The following is a 17,705-nucleotide window of genomic DNA, read 5'->3' as shown; positions in this document are numbered from 1 at the left end:
ATGAGTGCTATTGCTGATTTTGAATTCAACCAGTCACTGCTAAGTGATGGTGTCGTGTTGGTTTCACAGGCGATTCGCCGCGACTTTCCCGCTCAGGATGTGCGGCAAAATCTGCAACAGCTGGTTGAGAACGCTCGAGCCGCTATTCCTGACGACCTTGAGCAAGATCTTCAGCTTGAAAAGCTGATTGAGCTGTTTTATCACACCTGGGGGTTCGGCGGTGCGGGCGGCGTTTATCGTCTGTCTGATGCCCTGTGGCTGGATCAGGTGCTTGAATCTCGTCAGGGCATGCCCGTATCGCTTGGCGTCATCTTTCTGCATATCGCCAATGAGCTTGGCCTGCCGCTGATGCCGGTGATTTTCCCGACGCAGCTGATTCTGCGCGCCGACTGGCTCGACGAAGAGATGTGGCTGATCAATCCGCTAAATGGCGATACGTTGAGCGAGCACGTGCTGGAAGTCTGGCTGAAAGGTAATATCGGCCCGTCAACCCGTCTGCTGGATGAAGATCTGGATGAAGCTGAGAATGTCCTCATCGTGCGTAAAATGCTCGACACGCTGAAAGTCGCCCTGATGGAAGAAAAACAGATGGAACTGGCGTTGAGAGCCAGCGAAGCGGTGCTGCAGTTTGACCCAGATGACCCCTATGAAATCCGCGACCGCGGCCTGATTTATGCTCAACTGGATTGCGACCATATTGCGCTGTCCGATCTCAACTATTTCGTTGAACAGTGCCCGGAAGATCCGGTGAGTGAAATGATAAAAGTGCAGATTCACTCGATAGAGCAGAAACAGATTGTCTTGCATTAAAAAAACAGTCTTACATTAAGAAACCGTTTTGCAGTAATGCTACGTTAATTTATTTCCCGACATGAAGGTAAAAGTATGACGAATAAAGTGGTCAAGATAGGGGATATCCCCGTCGCCAACGATCTGCCTTTTGTGCTGTTTGGCGGCATGAATGTTCTTGAATCACGCGATCTGGCGATGCGCATTTGTGAGCATTACGTCACGGTCACGCAGAAGTTGGGCATTCCTTACGTGTTCAAGGCGTCATTCGATAAGGCTAACCGCTCCTCGATTCACTCTTACCGTGGTCCCGGTCTGGAAGAAGGGATGAAAATCTTCCAGGATCTGAAACAGACCTTTGGCGTAAAAATCATCACCGATGTGCATGAATCGCATCAGGCTCAGCCCGTTGCCGATGTGGTTGACGTGATCCAGCTCCCTGCATTTTTGGCTCGCCAAACCGATCTGGTGGAAGCGATGGCGAAAACCGGTGCGGTAATCAACGTGAAAAAACCGCAGTTCGTCAGCCCGGGTCAAATGGGGAACATCGTCGATAAATTCATCGAAGGTGGCAACGATCAGGTGATTTTGTGCGATCGCGGCAGCAACTTCGGTTACGACAATCTGGTTGTCGATATGCTGGGCTTCAATGTCATGAAGCATGCTTCCAACGGTGCGCCGGTGATTTTTGACGTTACGCATGCGCTACAGTGCCGCGACCCGTTTGGTGCGGCGTCCGGTGGCCGTCGTGGACAGGTGACTGAACTGGCGCGTGCCGGTATGGCCGTCGGTCTGGCAGGGCTATTTATTGAAGCTCACCCGGATCCTGCGAATGCGAAGTGTGATGGTCCGTCTGCGCTGCCTCTGGATAAACTGGAGCCGTTCCTGCAACAGATCAAAGCGATCGACGATCTGGTGAAAAGCTTCCCTGAACTGGACACCAGCAAGTAATCTTACTCACGGTAGATTGATTACTGGTATAAAAAAACCCGCGATATTGCGGGTTTTTGTGTTTATAACGTTCGTCGTTTTCTACGACACAGCGCGATGGCTGTTATTTATAGAGATCTGCGCTGATGGTCATGTTGTTGCCTTTACCTTCCCACTGTCTAGTGATGTGGTAGTACTTAGCACCTTTCTCGCCCGCACGTTTAGCAACGGCTTCGGATATTTGTGTAATATTGGTGTAGTTACCGCGGAACTGAATGGAGTCGAAAGGCACCATCTGTGCCGCTGTGGCATTGTTCAGTTCCTGGATTTGTGTGCCATCTGGTAACGTTACCGTGTAACGTCCGCCTTTTGATGACTGCGTTTCAAAGAAGTTGCCAACGCTGCGGCTGGGGCTATCGGAGTAAGCAACCCCTGGGATTTCCACCTTGGCGGCTTCTGCTCCACCGGCAGCCAGTGCAGCGCGGCCCGCGTCAGAATCGGCAGGGATCGCATCAGGGCGCTGGAGCTGACGTTTTGGCGCATCGGCTTTATAGATAAATGCAGTAGCCCTTTGATTAGCACTATTCGAGTTCACATCAACCTGACGAACGATGTAGAACGAATCGGCATTTTTCTCTTTTGCTGCTTTCGCAATCGCATCGATCAGATCAGGCTGAGTGCTGAATAAACCACTCACTGTGACGGTGTCATAAGGCTCTAGCAAATAGGCAGCATCTTTCGGCAGTTCTTTCACGCCGTAAACAGTGCGATATTGCACGTTTTGTTTCGCTTTAGGGGCATCTTTACGATACAGATCGACAGTCACATTCCAGGAATCGCCTGAATTAGTATCTGTCATAGACTGAACATAAAACGACTCTGCACCCAACTTGTCAGCGCGTGTTGAGGCTGCCGCGACCGCTTCATTGATCGCGTTAAAACGCCCCTTAAACGTAATTCGTTCAAAAGGTTGCAGGGATTTTGCCTGCTCAGGCGTAAGTTCCTGCGCAGCCTGCGCTGAAAATGCCGAGAGTGATAACAACAGTGTGGATGCAATAACAGTAGTCTTCAGCTTCATAAAAAATCCTTTCGCCTTCCTGCCACTCGAATTATTTAAGGTATAGCAATCAACCTGTAACGGAATAGGGCTGATTATCGCACGGAATAAATTCTTGTGCTTTAGCATTTTCAGCGGGCTGAAAAGCCATGACACTTCGGCTCGCAACAAGAAAAGTGCTAATAATAACGGTTAATGATTGTTTTGACATCATAAGGGATATTTATACAATTTATCGCATTAACAACCTTGTAACACATCGTTTTTGTGAAACAGCCCAGAAAAATACTTCTGTAATAATGCTACAAAAGGCAGAGAAGAGCATGATTTTCGACCAAGAAAGGCTGACAGAACCTGTGATAACTCGGCTTTTCTGTGAAATTCATTTTATTTATGGATCATCGATCACATTTTCAGTACGTTATAAATGAGTTCGCCTACAGTGAGACGCCTCAAAAAACGTGTGGTAAGAAGATGATAAGCCCCTCTTCCTACCGCGTGAATGCGGGGATACAGGGTGCAGTAGGTCTCGGCGAATTCGTATAACAGAATAGGGTGAGAATAATAACCTTCGTTAAAATAAGCGAAAAGGGTATCAGCATGCGTATTGGTGTACCAAGAGAGCGGTTGGCCAATGAAGCCCGTGTAGCAGCGACGCCGAAAACGGTTGAACAGCTGCTGAAACTGGGCTTTACGGTCTCGATAGAACGTGAAGCGGGAAAACTGGCAAGTTTTGACGATGCGGCATACGAAGAAGCCGGTGCGTCGATTGTTGACAGTTCGGAAGTCTGGCAAGCCGATATCGTCCTGAAGGTGAATGCGCCGCAGGATGATGAAATCGAACTGACCCGAGCGGGCAGTACGGTTGTCAGCTTTATCTGGCCAGCGCAGAACCCAGAACTGCTGGCGAAGCTGGCTGCCCGTCAGGTGACGGTGATGGCGATGGATTCTGTGCCGCGTATTTCTCGCGCGCAGTCACTGGATGCGCTCAGCTCGATGGCTAACATCGCGGGCTATCGTGCCATCGTTGAAGCCGCCCACGAGTTTGGCCGCTTCTTTACCGGACAAATTACCGCTGCAGGTAAGGTTCCGCCTGCCAAGGTTATGATTATCGGTGCAGGCGTGGCCGGTTTGGCCGCGATCGGTGCCGCAGGTAGCTTAGGGGCTATCGTTCGTGCTTTTGATACCCGCCCTGAAGTAAAAGAGCAGGTTAAGAGCATGGGGGCTGAGTTCCTCGAACTCGACTTTGAAGAAGAAGCGGGCAGCGGCGATGGCTATGCCAAAGTCATGTCTGAAGCCTTTATCAAAGCCGAAATGGAACTGTTTGCCGCTCAGGCAAAAGAAGTCGACATTATCGTCACTACCGCACTGATCCCTGGAAAACCGGCACCTCGCCTGATCACCAAAGAAATGGTGCTGAGCATGAAGCCCGGTAGCGTGATTGTCGATTTAGCGGCACAAACGGGCGGGAACTGCGAATTGACCGTAGCCGATCGCGTTACCGTGACGGAGAACGGAGTCAAAATTATCGGTTACACCGATTTACCTAGCCGTCTGCCGACGCAATCCTCACAGCTTTACGGCACGAACCTGGTTAACCTGCTGAAATTACTCTGCAAAGAGAAAGATGGCGAGATCAACGTCGATTTTGACGATACCGTGATTCGCGGCGTGACCGTCATTAAAGAAGGTGAAATCACCTGGCCAGCACCGCCGATTCAGGTTTCAGCACAGCCACAGCAGGCAAAACCTGCCGCTGCGGTAGTGAAGGAAGAAGCCAAGCCGACGTCGCCGTGGAAGAAATATGCGTTCCTCGTGATCGCCATCCTGCTGTTTGGCTGGCTTGCTGACGTCGCACCTAAAGAGTTCTTGTCTCACTTTACCGTTTTTGCGCTGTCCTGCGTGGTGGGTTATTACGTTGTCTGGAATGTCAGCCACGCATTGCACACGCCATTGATGTCAGTCACTAACGCAATATCAGGCATTATCGTTGTCGGAGCATTGTTGCAGATCGGCCACGGCGGATGGGTGTCATTCTTCTCATTCATTGCCGTATTGATCGCCAGCATCAATATTTTCGGTGGTTTCACCGTGACTCAGCGCATGCTGAAAATGTTCCGTAAAAACTAAGGGGTAACACATGTCTGGTGGATTAGTAACTGCTGCATACATTGTTGCCGCAATTCTCTTTATTTTCAGTTTGGCTGGATTGTCCAAGCACGAAACGTCGCAACAAGGGAACATCTTTGGTATCAGCGGTATGGCGCTTGCGCTGATCGCGACGATACTGGGGCCTGATTCTGGCAACGTGGGTTGGATCATCGTCGCGATGGCGATCGGTGGATCAATCGGTATTTATCTGGCGCGTAAGGTTGAAATGACCGAAATGCCGGAACTGGTTGCGATTCTTCACAGCTTTGTGGGCTTGGCTGCGGTGCTGGTTGGCTTTAACAGTTTCCTCGATCACGGTGAAATTACCGACCCGGTGATGGTCAATATCCATTTGACGGAAGTCTTCCTGGGTATCTTCATCGGTGCCGTGACTTTCACGGGCTCGGTGATCGCGTTCGGTAAACTGCGTGGCAATATCTCCTCCAAGCCATTGATGCTGCCTCATCGCCATAAAATGAATCTGGCGGCGCTGGTTGTGTCTTTCCTGCTGTTGCTGGTTTTCGTCAATACGGGCAGCGTAGCGTTGCAGGTACTGGCGCTGATTCTGATGACGGCGATTGCACTAGTATTTGGCTGGCATCTGGTTGCATCGATTGGCGGGGCGGACATGCCAGTCGTCGTTTCTATGCTGAACTCCTACTCCGGTTGGGCGGCAGCGGCAGCGGGCTTCATGCTGAGCAATGACCTGCTGATCGTGACCGGCGCTCTGGTAGGTTCTTCTGGTGCGATTCTGTCTTACATCATGTGTAAAGCGATGAACCGTTCCTTTATCAGCGTGATTGCCGGTGGTTTTGGTACGGATGGCGTGTCCTCTGGTGAGAGTGAAGAAGTCGGTGAATACCGTGAGGCTTCGGCGGAAGACGTGGCTGATTTACTCAAGAACTCAACTTCCGTCATCATCACACCGGGATACGGTATGGCCGTCGCGCAGGCGCAGTACCCCGTGCATGACATCACCGCAAAACTGCGTGCGCGTGGCATCAACGTTCGCTTTGGTATTCACCCGGTTGCAGGGCGTCTGCCTGGTCATATGAACGTGCTGTTGGCTGAAGCAAAAGTCCCTTACGACATTGTGTTGGAAATGGATGAAATTAATGATGATTTCACCGATACCGACACTGTGCTGGTCATTGGTGCGAATGACACCGTTAACCCGGCAGCGCAAGAAGATCCACACAGCCCAATTGCTGGCATGCCAGTGCTGGAAGTGTGGAAAGCGCAGAATGTTATCGTGTTCAAGCGTTCTATGAATACCGGTTATGCTGGCGTACAGAACCCGCTGTTCTTTAAAGAGAACACGCAGATGCTGTTTGGCGATGCCAAAGACAGCGTTGAGGCAATTCTGAAAGCGCTGTAAGCGTGACGGGAAGTAGAAAACGAAAGGGGCGATGTCGCCCCTTTTTTACATCTCAATAGCTATCATGACATCGCCAAAAATAATGCCAGCACGGAGGCTGGCATTATTTGATGTTGAGCGAGATGAAACGAGCAATTAGCTGTTATCACCGTCTTCTAACGTAATCGGTGACACGAAATCATCGGGTTTGATCGCAAGTAAATCGCACTTCAAGTGATCGATAACATGCTCGACGGTGTTGCCAATAAAAGCAGCGGAAAGGCCGGTTCTACCCAGCGACCCTAACACCACTACGCCCGCCTGCAAATGTTCCGCCAGATCGGGAATGACTTCCTCTGGCAGCCCTTTTTCTACGTGCGTCACGCGTTCATCCAGACTGAACTTCTGCCGTAAGGATTTCATGGCGATAAGGTGCTGGCCTCGAATCGCATCGTTGTAGACGCTGGGATCGAAATCAGGCAGTTCAATGGCGATATTGATGGGGGTAACCGGGTAAGCACCGACCAGATGGACTTCGGTTTGGTCAACATGCTGCGCCAGTTCTATCGTTTCCGATACCAGTTTGATATTGAGCGGATCGTGATACGGGTCTTCGCTGGCCAAATTGACGGCAACTAGCGCACGGCCTTCGACTGGCCAAGGCTGATCTTTTACCATCCACACGGGGCAAGGGCACTTGCGCAGGAGTTGCCAGTCGGTTGGCGTAAAGATAACGGCTTCCAGCCGATCGTGTTGGTGCGCCATTTTCAACAACAGGTCGTGTTGCCCGGAAATCACTTCCCGAATGATGGCCTCAAAGGGTTTATTGTGCCACACCACTTTGATTTCTATCGAAATGCCCGCTTCAAGGTAGTATTTGCACTGTTCCGCAATCCACTCAGTCCGTTGCTGAATAACGCCCTGACGCATTTCCACCCGTTCATCGGGAGAAAGCAGGGTGGTCATTTCATAAGAGAAATCATAAATCGGCAGAAATGCCTTGATACGGCCGCCAAGTCGCTGAACCAGGTAAACCGCCCGACGCAGCGCTGGTTGGTCATCCTGATTTGGGTCAATAGCTACCAGTAAGTTCTGATACTTTGCCATAGCTCCTCCAAACAGCTGTTACTCCACAGCCTGTCTTTCAAGAGTACCGCAATGGGATCGTTTTGGACAACAGAGATAAGCCGCAGAATAACAAAATAGGAAATATCACGGAAGGTGCTGAAAAGCGGGGAAGAGCGTTGACGCTGCCACAGTAAAAAAAGTGGCAACGTCAAATAGTTAGGCTGGAAATATTATTTGCGTGAAGAACCTGCTAATTCGGAAAGCGCATCAAGATTCTCGATCGTGATGTATTTTCCTTTTACCGCCAGCGTACCGCTTTTCTGGAAACGCCCCAGCAGACGGCTGATGGTTTCAACGGTCAGCCCCAGATAGTTGCCGATATCACCACGCGTCATGGTCAAACGGAACTCACGCGGTGAGAAACCACGCTGAGCGAAACGGCGGGAGAGGTTGTAGACAAACGCCGCCAGACGCTCCTCAGCGTTCTTTTTCGACAGCAGCAGAATCATGTCCTGATCGCCACGGATTTCACCGCTCATCAGGCGCATCATCTGCTGACGCAGGTTAGGCATTTTCCCTGAGAGGTCGTCCAGCGTCTCGAAAGGAATTTCGCAGACCATTGACGTTTCCAGCGCCTGCGCGAAGCTCGGATGTTGGGCCGTACCGATAGCATCAAAGCCCACCAAGTCACCCGCCAGATGAAAACCGGTGATCTGCTCGTCGCCTTGCTCCGTGATGGTATAGCTTTTTATCGTACCGGAGCGGATGGCGTACAACGATCTCAGTTCATCGCCAGCCTTAAACAGCGCCTGCCCCTTCTGGATAGGCTTCTTCCTTTCAATGATGTTGTCGAGCTGATCGAGCTCGTGTTCATTCAGGGTGAAAGGGATGCATAGCTGACTGATACTGCAATCCTGACAGTGGATTGCACAACCGCCAGACTGGATGCGTCGGATAATTCGCTTTTCCGGGATCATAGGCTTTGCTCAGGCAATAATTGATATTGGTCAATTTTAACAGCTTTTATCGGCTCTGATAAGACCGGTAATCACCGGAATAGACCAATAAATAGTGAACTAACTATAATTTTTCGATTTTTCTGGGAAATATTTCGATATATAAGACCTGTGCGGAGATAATATTTTCGTCCATTACGTTACTGAACGGTTAACACGTTGATTAATCCGAATCGCTTACGATGATAAGCAATTCGGAGGGAAATTTCGTGTGCCGCGAAGCGTAAAAATTATAACGGTAAACTATTCTGTTGAAGTAAAGAGCTGTTTAGGTAAATAACCTTCGTGAGCGAGCAGCCACTGCTTACGGTGAATGCCACCCGCATAGCCCGTCAGCGCACCGCCAGTACCGATGACGCGATGGCAGGGAACCACGATGCTGACAGGGTTGGAGCCGTTTGCCATGCCGACCGCACGCGCTGCGCCAGGGCGTCCCAGTAGTGTTGCAAGTTCGCCGTATGTGGTAATTTCTCCACAGGGGATTCGACGTAATTCCCGCCAAACCTGCTGTTGAAATTCGGTCCCTACGGAAGCAACGGGCAGCGTATCAATAATCGCTAATTCACCATCAAAATAGCGTTGCAGGCTGTCTGTCAGACCACCGGGATTATGACGCGATTGTAACGAAAAGGGATCATTTCGATAACTGCGATTGAGTGAGCGAAATAAATCGTCTTCATACTCGCGCCACTCGACGGCACGCAAATGATTATTTTCATCCGCAATAATCAATAACTCCCCGAGCGGAGTTGCCATGGTGTCCTGAAAAAAAGTCTGCATAGTGATTCCTTACGCGCTTATCGCTTTCTTGCTTCTCTCGTGAGTGACGTGCCGATTATCCGGCATCCTCAGACGGATTGAAAATAAAATGCGAGATATGTCACGCGGTGAGGTGAAAAAAGAGAAAACCATCACGATCGTCACCCGGCGTAGCCCCGACATATTCTTAGCCTGCCAAGATAGAAGGGGAGATTTGAGTGGGAAGCTATCGTTCTTCATCCGTTCTTCACCATCGATGGATTTGAATGCGGCGATTGGCACCGCGTTAGAACGAATCCCGTTGACGTACGAACACTTAAGAGAGGCAATGCACATCCAACGTGAGGCATGGGGATTTGACTCATCTAACATTACCAATAAAATCAATAATTAATATGATAAATGCTCAATTTGTATTTATGAGAACTGGAGCATGCCAATCTTCATCCTACTGCCAGATAACACCATCACATGGCAATAATATGAAGGTGAACGATGTTGGGATGCTCTATTTTTTTATGGCAAAGGCATAAGCGTGTGGGTATGGCTTGTCATAATGAAAATCACTCTACCCGCCCCTTAATCGATATGTGCCAGCTAATCCGGTGAACGTTTTAGCGTCCTGTTTTTATGTACGAATAGCTATGTGTCCTACGTTATTTGGAGGAAATGCGCAGAATGAAAAAAAAATATGCCGTAGTGGGAACGGGAGGCCGCGCGGGCCTTTATCTGGAATCGATCGCCAGGGATTATCAGGATCAGGGGCAGTTTGTGGCTTTTTGCGATACAAACCAGACGCGAATGAATTATGCCAACCAGATTGTCCATAAATATGGACACGATAATGTGCCGACGTATCGTGCCGAACAGTTCGAGAAGATGATCGCGGAAACCAAGCCGGATGTGGTTATTGTGACGTCTCTGGATCGGACGCATCATCACTATATTATTCGGGCAATGGAATTAGGCTGTGATGCCATCAGTGAAAAACCGATGACGATTGATGAAGAAAAATGTCAGGCGATTATTGATGCGATTAATCGTACCGGGCGTAAATTACGCGTGACCTTTAATTACCGCTACGCGCCGCATCACAGCAAAATCCGCGAATTAATTGCCGCTGGGCTGATTGGTGAAGTTTATTCCGTTCATTTTGAGTGGCTGTTGAATACTGAGCACGGGGCGGATTATTTCCGTCGCTGGCACCGTGATAAACGTAATAGCGGCGGGCTGTTGGTACACAAATCCACGCACCATTTTGATCTGGTGAATTTCTGGCTGAATAGCGAACCGGAAACGGTCTATGCGCAGGGCGATTTACGTTTTTACGGTAAAGCGAATGCCGAAGCACGGGGTGTCACAGAATTTTATTCCCGGTCACATAATAGCGCGGCGGCAGAAAACGATCCGTTTGCGTTGCATATGAATCAAAGCGAACAGCTCACCGCCTTATATTTAGACGCCGAACATGAAGACGGCTATTACCGCGATAAAAGCGTGTTCGATGACGGTATTAATATTGAAGATGTACTGGGTGTGATGGTGCGCTATAAGAGTAAAGCCATCATGACATACTCATTAAACGCCTATTTACCCTGGGAAGGGCTGAACGTGGTGTTTAATGGCAGTAAGGGCCGGTTGGAAATGAAACTGGTAGAGAAATCTTATGTAAACGGAGGCGGACAAAAAGAGGATGAAGGTGCGCTGAATGAATGTGAAATAAAGATCTATCCGATGTTCGACGAGCCTTATGTCGTACCGGTTGAATTTAAAGCGGGCGGACACGGCGGCGGCGATCAGGTCATGTTAAACGATCTGTTTGGTACACCGGAACCCGATCCATTACATCGCGCAGCAGATTATCGTGATGGGGCAATGTCTATTTTAACTGGCATCGCTGCCAATCGATCATTACGCACCGAACTGCCAGTGAAAATAAGCGAACTGGCCGTTAACCTGAAAAGAGGGAATTAATCAGAGTACCTGCCATTTCAGGCAGTAAATGCTTCCGCATCCGTAGTACCTGTTTGCCCCTAAAAGGGCAGCAGGTGGAAACCTCCGAATACTATTATAAGGGTTCTATTATGGCGAAAACACGGAACAAATTATCTCACCTACTCCTGCTCTGTGCTGCGCTTCCCGTGGGCGCGGCATTCTCTCACTCTGCTGATGCCGCCGAGATCCGTATCTCCTGGTGGGGTGGCAATCAGCGGCATGAGGCGACACTCGCTGCTATTAACGCGTTCCAAAAAGCGAATCCGACGATTACCGTCAAAGCCGAATATGCTGGCTGGGATGGCTACCTTTCCCGCTTGTCAACCCAGATGGCCGGGGGACAAGAGCCTGATGTCATTCGTATCGACTGGAACTGGCTGCCGCAGTTTTCCCGCAACGGCGACGGCTTCTATGATTTGAACAAGCAAAAAGACATTCTGGGGCTGGGCGATTTTCCGCCTAATGCCCTGAAAACGGCGGACGTAAAAGGGAAGCTGCAAGGTCTCCCGATTTCGATGACGTCCCGTAGCATGATTTACAACAAAACGACCTGGGATAAAGCAGGCGTCGCCTATCCGCAAACCTGGGATGAGCTGTTTGCCGCCGGTCCGGTGTTTAAACAAAAACTGGGCGACAATTATTACCCGCTTGGCGTTGCTCAAGGTTCAAGCGATGTGCTGGATATTCTGACGCTCGGCCGTAGCTACATGGCACAGAAGTACGGCATTGATATGATCGATGAGAAGAAGCAGAGCATTGCCTATAGCCGCGATCAGGTACGGGAACTCTTCGGCTTTTATAAAAAACTGGTTGATTCCCATGTGATACCCGATCAGCGCTATTTCTCCTCATTCGGCCGGACCAACGTCTATGAGATTCGCCCCTGGATTAACGGTGAATTAGCCGGGATGTATTTATGGGATTCGGCCATCTATACCTACTCTAGCAATATGCCAAAGGATGCCGTGTTGGAAACGGGGCCGTTCCTCACCATGCCCAATGCTAAAGATTCTGGGCTGACCACCAAGCCGTCTTCGCTGTTCGCCATCAGCAAGAACAGCAAGCATCCTAAGGAAGCGGCGATGTTGATGAGTTTCATGCTGAGTAACCCGGAGGGCGTGAAGGCATTAGGATTGCAAAACGGGATGCCTGCTAACCCGAAAGCGCAAAAATTGCTGGAAGAGATCGGCGTGATTAACCCCGGTAATCTGTTAGCGAATGCCTATCGGGCGGCCGCGGAGCAACCTGCGTCTAAGGTGCCTGTTTCACCGTTTATGGAAAATCAGGAGTTGGTTCAGCTGTGGACAAGCAGTCTGCAAAAACTGGATTACGGTAATGGAGAGGTGAATAAGGTTGCCGATGATTTCCTGAACAGCGCTAACCGTATATTAAAACGTGCTATCCGCTAACCACTGTTGTTAATTGTTAATGTGTGATGCCATGTCGCAAACGATATGGCATCACACGTCTCGAACGTTACGCCTACTTAATCAATCACTCCGCACGCCATCCTTGCTCCGCCACCGCCCAGTTTTGCGGGTGTGTCAGCATAGTTATCCCCGTCGACGTGAACCATCAACGCATGATTTTTCACTTCTGACAGCGATTTTATCCGTGGAGCCAACAGTGGATAAGTGGACGTGCCGTCCGCATTCACGACCAGACCGGGCAGGTCGCCCAAATGCCCCTGATCGTTATAAGGGCCAAGGTGTTTACCGGTTTTTTTCGGATCGAGGTGGCCGCCTGCCGCCAGGGCGGGAACCGGTTTGCCGTCTTGTTCGGCAGGTTCACAGCTGGCATTTTCATGCACGTGGAACCCGTGAATACCCGCTTTCAGTCCTTTCAGGCTCGGCGTGAAAAGCAGGCCGTACGGCGTTTCCGTAATGGATACCTCACCGATACTTCCACCCGTGCCCGTTGGCAGCGCTTCATTCAGCGTCACCGTGGTGCTTGCCGCGAAGGTGGAACAGGAAAAGAACACGCCTGTCAGGATAAGTGCCTTCAGTTTCATTGTCTTTTGCCTCTTAGGGGTTGAGTGTAAAGGTTCAGTCGCGATGCTTTTTGCTCATGGCCTTTCTGCGGTGAGCTGTACCGTGCTGATGGTGCGTGCGCGAAAGCCCGCTTCACAATAGCAAAGGTAAAACACCCACAGGCGCTGGAAAGGTTCATCAAAGCCCTGAGCATTCAGCATATGCCACTGCTGATAAAAGCGCTGCCGCCATTCGCTGAGGGTGCGGGCATAGTCCTGACCGATATCAAACAGATCGCGGGTGATAAAATCGGTATGCCGCGTCATGGTGGTCGTCATCGCGGTAATTGAGGGCAGAAAACCGCCGGGAAAAATGTAGCGTTGGATAAAATCGACATTACGACTGTAATGGCTGTAGCGCTGGTCGGCAATTGTGATCGCCTGAAGCACCATACGGCCTTGTGGACGCAGCAATTGCTGGCAGCGTTTGAAGAAGGTGGGTAAATAGGCTTTTCCGACCGCTTCGATCATTTCGACCGACACCAGCTTGTCATACTGGCCGGTCAACGCGCGGTAATCCTGTAACAGCACTGTCACTTTATGGCTAAGGCCTGCTTGCTGAATGCGCTCAACCGCATAGTCATACTGCTGTTGTGACAACGTGGTTGTGGTGACGTGACAGCCATATTCACGTGCGGCCAGTTCGGCTAATCCTCCCCAGCCGGTGCCAATTTCCAGTAAATGATCCGTTTCACAGAGTGCCAACTGTTCGCAGAGGCGACGCAGCTTGGCGCGCTGAGCGTCTTCCAGCGTCATTTCGGGTTGCTGATACCAGGCGCTGGAGTAGAGCATTTCGCTATCGAGAAAGCTGCGGTAAAAATGGTTGCCCAGATCGTAATGGGCGGCGATATTTTTCTGTGCCTGCTGCGGGCGATTACGACGGCACCAGTGGATGAAACGATGAAATGGCCCCGTCAGCCAGCCAAAGCGCGTTTCAAGCGTATCGATTAGCGCCTGATTTTGCGCCAAAAGTTGGAGAACGAGCGTGAGGTTGGTTGAGCTCCAATCACCATCGATATAGCTTTCGCCGGCAGCGATACTTCCACCGAGCAGTACACGGCGGTAAACACGGTGGTTATGTATCGTGATTTCACCTTGCAGCGTCGCGTGCCGATCCCCGAATAACATTTCATTGCCTTCTGGTTCGCGAAGGCGCAACCCTCCGCCATCTATTCGACTAAGCAGAAGAAAGACCACTTTTCTGGCTCGAGTATAGCGAGCGGTATTGCTCGGGTGACGCACCAGCTGTGTTTCCGTTGAACTCATGGGTTGTCCTTCTTTTCAGACTGCGGATGAGGATAAACGGGTGAGCGTTTAATCCACAGTTTCAAAGCCTGCCAATATATGGTGCAGGCGGTTTTCATCGTCATTAACGGCAGAGACCAAAGCTGGGCGCGCAGGGCGGCACGAGTGAGCGGCTGACGATGCAGCACCAGCGTCGCGTCAAACTCGCGCCCTTGTCTGTGATTCTCGATGTGAATCCGCAGACGCGCATCGGGCGGCGTGAGTCGCCAGTGATACACCATGTCCATCGGGTTAAAAGGCGACACATGAAACGCTTTGGAAACAGGCGTAGAACCATCGGGGACGACGGCATAGGTATGACGTTCGTTCCAAGGCGTATTACGCACTTCTGCCAATAACCAGCGTAGTTCGTTATGCTCATCGTACAAATAATAGAAATTGACCGGGTTGAAATAGCAGCCGAGATAGCGTAGCTGGCACAGCAGTAGTACTTTCCCCGTGAGGCGTTCCCCAGTCAGTTCTGCAATCCGATCCTGCGCTTTGGTTTTGATATCGCCGCCACCGAGGTAATCACCGCGACAAAATGACGCAGGGGAAAAGCGCTCTAGCGCAATCCCCGCATGCGGCAAGGCGGGGATCTCATCTAAATCGATTAACGTCATGAATAACGCATAGTCGAAACGATGTGTAACGGGCGTGAAGCGTCGATGGCGAACCTTGCCAACATACAAGGCGCTATTCATCTTGCACACTCTGATGGAGGAGGTTGACGACATCCAGCGCGCTTCTGACGCCGTCTTCATGAAAACCGTTGTACCAATAGGCACCACAAAACCAGCTGCGGTTGTGCCCATTAATCCGGTCGCGCTGCTGTTGGTACTCTGTTGTCTGTTGAGTAAACACTGGGTGATGATAAATCGCGTGGTGCAGTATTTTATTCGGATCGATATCCTGCTGAGGGTTCAGCGAGACACAGAAAGTGGTGGATGAGCGAATACCTTGCAGAATGTTCATGTTATAGGTCACAGAGGCCCGTGCGCGGCTAAACGCCTGATCGACCGGCAGACGGTAATTCCAACTTGCCCATGCTCGCGGGTTATGAGGCAGAAGCCGGGTATCGGTATGTAAAATCACGTGGTTCGGCTGATAGTGCATGCCGCCGAGGATTCGCTGCTCATCGGGCGTACTCGTTGCCAGCAGCGCCAGCGCCTGATCTGAATGGCAGGCGAAAATCACCTGATCGAACCGGTACGCCTGCCCAGCGGTATGCACCCTAACACCTGCATCATCACGCGTGACCTGACTGACGGGCGTCTGGACGTGGATCGTCGCCCGATCGCGGATACGCTCTGAGAGTCGCCGTACATACTCCCGTGAACCACCGGGAACCACCATCCACTGTGGGCGATTGACCAAATCCAGTAACCCGTGGTGGTTGAAGAAGGTCAGGAAAAGCGACAGCGGAAAGTGCCGCATATCCTCAAGCGACGACGACCAGATCGCCGCCCCCATAGGCAAAAGATAGTGCTGGGCAAAGAACGGCGAGAATTTTTCCTGCTGCAACAAATGACTTAGCGTCAGCCCCTGATAATCGCCGTTGGCAAGATACCGCTTGCAGACGCGGTTAAAGCGCACAATCTCCGCAACGAAACGATAGAAACTGGGGCGGATCAGGTTGCCGCGCTGGGCGAATAGTGTGTTTAACGTATGGCCGTTATATTCCAGACCGGAAACCGGATTACTGACCGAAAAGCTCATTTCTGTCGGCTGACCGGTTAACCCCAGCTCATCCAGCAGCGCAATAAAATGGGGATAGGTCCGCTCGTTGTAGACAATAAATCCCGTATCGATGGCGTAGGGGACGCCATCCTGAACGACATCAACCGTTGCGGTGTGACCACCCAGATAATCGTTCGCTTCAAATACCGTCACCTGAAAGCGATCGGATAATCTGAGTGCGCAGGTTAAGCCGGAAATACCGCTACCAATAATGGCAATCTTCATACTGTTTACCTTACTAACCGGCTGGCGAGCAGACGTTGCCATGACTGTGGGAGCACTGAAATCGCGTTGAGCAACAACGCAAAGCGCAGAGGAAAAGCGATCTCACGTTTTTTCTTTGCCAGACCACGTCGAATAGCTTCCGAGGCGTGGGACACGGAAATCAGCATCGGCATTGGGAAGTCATTACGTGCGGTCAACGGGGTATCGACAAAACCTGGCAAGATCAGCGACACGGTGATATTGCGAGCCTGCAAATCCAGCGACAGGCTGCGGGCGAAGTAGGCCAGCGCTGCCTTTGACGCGCCATAGGCCTCTGCTCTTGGCAGCGCAACGAGGCTGGCGGTCGAGCCAACCAGCGCCAGATGGCTACCGTTGGCAAGCTGTGGCAATAGCACCGACAGGCAATTCACCGGGCCTAGCACGTTGGTTGTCAGCACCCGACTGACTTTTTCCGCTTCAACGACGCCGTTATCCAGATACTCACAGGTTCCCGCACTGAGAATCACCAGATCGACCGTGACGCCGTCCAGTACCTGCTGCGTATCCGCCAGATTCGTCATATCAAATGCTATCGTGCGAATGGTTGGGAAGGTGGCAGTTAATGCGTTAAGTCGTTGTTCATCGCGCCCGCAGGCGAGGACGTCCCAGCCGCCTTTGGCATAATCCAGCGCCAATTGCTGGCCGATTCCAGAACTCGCCCCGGTAATCAACACGCGTTTCATGTCTTAAGTCTCGACTTCAGGTGGCTGATGAACGAACCCAGCAGGGGAATATGCTGATAAAGCATTTCGCCCATATCGTAATAGTCACGGTGGTAGATCACTTTGTTGTCGGCGAAGAGCAGGTGGCTACAGCCCGCTAATGTCAGCGGCGCGTTGCGCTTTAACGACGGATGCGCGTAGTGCATCGTCCAGAACATTGTCGCACCGCCGCGGAAGGTATGGATATCGGCGATCTCGAACTGACAATAGCTCAGGTTGTCGAGTGAATGAGAAAAGTAGCGATGCAAAGCATTCAACCCATGATGGCTGGAAACGGGGTCGATAAAGTGAATATCCTGATGATAGATATCACCCAGCTCCGTTAATCTTTCGGCTGTCAGTTCTCGATAAAATGCCCTTATTTTCAGCAGAATAGGTTCATGCTCACCATTTTCTACCGAGATGCCGTCTTCCTCGCGCGCTTTTTCTATCGTCATAACCACTCCTGTTAAGGTCACCCACGTCCACGCGGTGGAAATGGCTAACAGATAGAGGAACGTCAACGCTTATTAATTGAAAGATATCAACTTAGGTATAGATTGAA

Annotated in this window: 17 protein-coding genes; 7 read left to right on the top strand and 10 right to left on the bottom strand. The window is 50.9% G+C overall.

Features of this window, described 5'->3' with window-relative positions; translation table 11 throughout:
- Together sirB1 and kdsA are read left to right on the top strand one after the other, a co-directional pair.
- Nucleotides 1-810, top strand: a complete 810-nt coding sequence (gene sirB1, locus BUB06_RS02025; RefSeq protein WP_010274939.1) for an invasion regulator SirB1 — start codon at nt 1-3, stop codon at nt 808-810.
- A 75-nt stretch (nt 811-885) separates the two neighbouring features.
- Nucleotides 886-1,740, top strand: coding sequence for a 3-deoxy-8-phosphooctulonate synthase (gene kdsA, locus BUB06_RS02020; protein ID WP_039473197.1), 855 nt, complete (start codon nt 886-888; stop codon nt 1,738-1,740).
- Nucleotides 1,741-1,843: 103 nt separating this feature from the next.
- Here the strand turns inward: kdsA and ydgH are convergent, their stop codons facing one another.
- Complete coding sequence (ydgH, locus tag BUB06_RS02015) at nt 1,844-2,797, bottom strand: DUF1471 family protein YdgH (protein WP_039473194.1); 954 nt, start codon at nt 2,795-2,797, stop codon at nt 1,844-1,846.
- A gap of 579 nt (nt 2,798-3,376) precedes the next feature.
- Here ydgH and pntA point away from each other — a divergent pair.
- Together pntA and pntB are read left to right on the top strand one after the other, a co-directional pair.
- Entirely contained in the window at nt 3,377-4,906 is a 1,530-nt protein-coding gene (gene pntA, locus BUB06_RS02010) for a Re/Si-specific NAD(P)(+) transhydrogenase subunit alpha (RefSeq protein WP_010304666.1), read from the top strand.
- Nucleotides 4,907-4,916: 10 nt separating this feature from the next.
- On the top strand, nt 4,917-6,305 hold the full coding sequence (gene pntB, locus BUB06_RS02005; RefSeq protein WP_010274967.1) for a Re/Si-specific NAD(P)(+) transhydrogenase subunit beta: 1,389 nt from the start codon (nt 4,917-4,919) through the stop codon (nt 6,303-6,305).
- A gap of 135 nt (nt 6,306-6,440) precedes the next feature.
- On the opposite strand, the gene uspE is transcribed toward pntB, so the two are convergent.
- The 3 genes from uspE to ogt form a co-directional block, all read right to left on the bottom strand.
- Nucleotides 6,441-7,391, bottom strand: coding sequence for a universal stress protein UspE (gene uspE / locus BUB06_RS02000; protein ID WP_010304667.1), 951 nt, complete (start codon nt 7,389-7,391; stop codon nt 6,441-6,443).
- 191 nt (nt 7,392-7,582) lie between these two features.
- Nucleotides 7,583-8,329 carry a fumarate/nitrate reduction transcriptional regulator Fnr gene (gene fnr / locus BUB06_RS01995; protein WP_010274971.1) on the bottom strand — a complete coding sequence of 249 codons (747 nt, stop codon included), beginning with the start codon at nt 8,327-8,329 and terminating at the stop codon, nt 7,583-7,585.
- Nucleotides 8,330-8,611: 282 nt separating this feature from the next.
- Complete coding sequence (ogt, locus tag BUB06_RS01990) at nt 8,612-9,148, bottom strand: methylated-DNA--[protein]-cysteine S-methyltransferase (RefSeq protein WP_039473191.1); 537 nt, start codon at nt 9,146-9,148, stop codon at nt 8,612-8,614.
- A gap of 88 nt (nt 9,149-9,236) precedes the next feature.
- On the opposite strand from ogt, the gene BUB06_RS01985 reads away from it, so the two are divergent.
- The 3 genes from BUB06_RS01985 (at nt 9,237) to BUB06_RS01975 (ending at nt 12,531) form a co-directional block, all read left to right on the top strand.
- Nucleotides 9,237-9,521: a hypothetical protein gene (locus BUB06_RS01985; RefSeq protein ID WP_039473188.1), complete on the top strand. Its 285-nt coding sequence runs from the start codon at nt 9,237-9,239 to the stop codon at nt 9,519-9,521.
- Between the two features lie 284 nt (nt 9,522-9,805).
- On the top strand, nt 9,806-11,101 hold the full coding sequence (locus BUB06_RS01980) for a Gfo/Idh/MocA family oxidoreductase (protein ID WP_039473185.1): 1,296 nt from the start codon (nt 9,806-9,808) through the stop codon (nt 11,099-11,101).
- A 110-nt stretch (nt 11,102-11,211) separates the two neighbouring features.
- Nucleotides 11,212-12,531: an ABC transporter substrate-binding protein gene (locus BUB06_RS01975; protein WP_039473183.1), complete on the top strand. Its 1,320-nt coding sequence runs from the start codon at nt 11,212-11,214 to the stop codon at nt 12,529-12,531.
- A gap of 77 nt (nt 12,532-12,608) precedes the next feature.
- On the opposite strand, the gene sodC is transcribed toward BUB06_RS01975, so the two are convergent.
- Genes sodC through BUB06_RS01945 form a run of 6 tightly spaced genes read right to left on the bottom strand, consistent with a single transcriptional unit; the run spans nt 12,609 to nt 17,598 of the window.
- Nucleotides 12,609-13,133 carry a superoxide dismutase family protein gene (gene sodC, locus BUB06_RS01970; RefSeq protein ID WP_010304678.1) on the bottom strand — a complete coding sequence of 175 codons (525 nt, stop codon included), beginning with the start codon at nt 13,131-13,133 and terminating at the stop codon, nt 12,609-12,611.
- A 54-nt stretch (nt 13,134-13,187) separates the two neighbouring features.
- Complete coding sequence (locus BUB06_RS01965; protein ID WP_039473179.1) at nt 13,188-14,417, bottom strand: SAM-dependent methyltransferase; 1,230 nt, start codon at nt 14,415-14,417, stop codon at nt 13,188-13,190.
- On the bottom strand, nt 14,414-15,139 hold the full coding sequence (locus tag BUB06_RS01960) for a DUF1365 domain-containing protein (RefSeq protein WP_039473176.1): 726 nt from the start codon (nt 15,137-15,139) through the stop codon (nt 14,414-14,416). The genes BUB06_RS01965 and BUB06_RS01960 overlap by 4 nt, the downstream gene beginning before the upstream one ends.
- Nucleotides 15,132-16,400, bottom strand: coding sequence for an NAD(P)/FAD-dependent oxidoreductase (locus tag BUB06_RS01955; RefSeq protein WP_039473173.1), 1,269 nt, complete (start codon nt 16,398-16,400; stop codon nt 15,132-15,134). Before BUB06_RS01955 ends, BUB06_RS01960 begins: the two co-directional genes overlap by 8 nt.
- 5 nt (nt 16,401-16,405) lie before the next feature.
- Nucleotides 16,406-17,122: an SDR family NAD(P)-dependent oxidoreductase gene (locus tag BUB06_RS01950; RefSeq protein WP_039473170.1), complete on the bottom strand. Its 717-nt coding sequence runs from the start codon at nt 17,120-17,122 to the stop codon at nt 16,406-16,408.
- On the bottom strand, nt 17,119-17,598 hold the full coding sequence (locus tag BUB06_RS01945) for a nuclear transport factor 2 family protein (RefSeq protein ID WP_010295980.1): 480 nt from the start codon (nt 17,596-17,598) through the stop codon (nt 17,119-17,121). Before BUB06_RS01945 ends, BUB06_RS01950 begins: the two co-directional genes overlap by 4 nt.
- Nucleotides 17,599-17,705: the final 107 nt, after the last annotated feature.

This window comes from Pectobacterium carotovorum, from assembly GCF_900129615.1.
GTDB classification, from domain to species: Bacteria; Pseudomonadota; Gammaproteobacteria; order Enterobacterales; family Enterobacteriaceae; genus Pectobacterium; species Pectobacterium carotovorum.
The sequence above is the reverse complement of the archived record's forward strand: the minus strand, read 5'-3'. Positions and strand labels throughout refer to the sequence as shown.

What these genes read in the sequence shown, in the direction of transcription:
- sirB1 (WP_010274939.1), top strand. Translation starts at nt 1, where the DNA reads ATGAGTGCTATTGCTGATTTTGAATTCAACCAGTCACTGCTAAGTGAT.
- kdsA (WP_039473197.1), top strand. Translation starts at nt 886, where the DNA reads ATGACGAATAAAGTGGTCAAGATAGGGGATATCCCCGTCGCCAACGAT.
- ydgH (WP_039473194.1), bottom strand. Translation starts at nt 2,797, where the DNA reads ATGAAGCTGAAGACTACTGTTATTGCATCCACACTGTTGTTATCACTC.
- pntA (WP_010304666.1), top strand. Translation starts at nt 3,377, where the DNA reads ATGCGTATTGGTGTACCAAGAGAGCGGTTGGCCAATGAAGCCCGTGTA.
- pntB (WP_010274967.1), top strand. Translation starts at nt 4,917, where the DNA reads ATGTCTGGTGGATTAGTAACTGCTGCATACATTGTTGCCGCAATTCTC.
- uspE (WP_010304667.1), bottom strand. Translation starts at nt 7,391, where the DNA reads ATGGCAAAGTATCAGAACTTACTGGTAGCTATTGACCCAAATCAGGAT.
- fnr (WP_010274971.1), bottom strand. Translation starts at nt 8,329, where the DNA reads ATGATCCCGGAAAAGCGAATTATCCGACGCATCCAGTCTGGCGGTTGT.
- ogt (WP_039473191.1), bottom strand. Translation starts at nt 9,148, where the DNA reads ATGCAGACTTTTTTTCAGGACACCATGGCAACTCCGCTCGGGGAGTTA.
- BUB06_RS01985 (WP_039473188.1), top strand. Translation starts at nt 9,237, where the DNA reads ATGCGAGATATGTCACGCGGTGAGGTGAAAAAAGAGAAAACCATCACG.
- BUB06_RS01980 (WP_039473185.1), top strand. Translation starts at nt 9,806, where the DNA reads ATGAAAAAAAAATATGCCGTAGTGGGAACGGGAGGCCGCGCGGGCCTT.
- BUB06_RS01975 (WP_039473183.1), top strand. Translation starts at nt 11,212, where the DNA reads ATGGCGAAAACACGGAACAAATTATCTCACCTACTCCTGCTCTGTGCT.
- sodC (WP_010304678.1), bottom strand. Translation starts at nt 13,133, where the DNA reads ATGAAACTGAAGGCACTTATCCTGACAGGCGTGTTCTTTTCCTGTTCC.
- BUB06_RS01965 (WP_039473179.1), bottom strand. Translation starts at nt 14,417, where the DNA reads ATGAGTTCAACGGAAACACAGCTGGTGCGTCACCCGAGCAATACCGCT.
- BUB06_RS01960 (WP_039473176.1), bottom strand. Translation starts at nt 15,139, where the DNA reads ATGAATAGCGCCTTGTATGTTGGCAAGGTTCGCCATCGACGCTTCACG.
- BUB06_RS01955 (WP_039473173.1), bottom strand. Translation starts at nt 16,400, where the DNA reads ATGAAGATTGCCATTATTGGTAGCGGTATTTCCGGCTTAACCTGCGCA.
- BUB06_RS01950 (WP_039473170.1), bottom strand. Translation starts at nt 17,122, where the DNA reads ATGAAACGCGTGTTGATTACCGGGGCGAGTTCTGGAATCGGCCAGCAA.
- BUB06_RS01945 (WP_010295980.1), bottom strand. Translation starts at nt 17,598, where the DNA reads ATGACGATAGAAAAAGCGCGCGAGGAAGACGGCATCTCGGTAGAAAAT.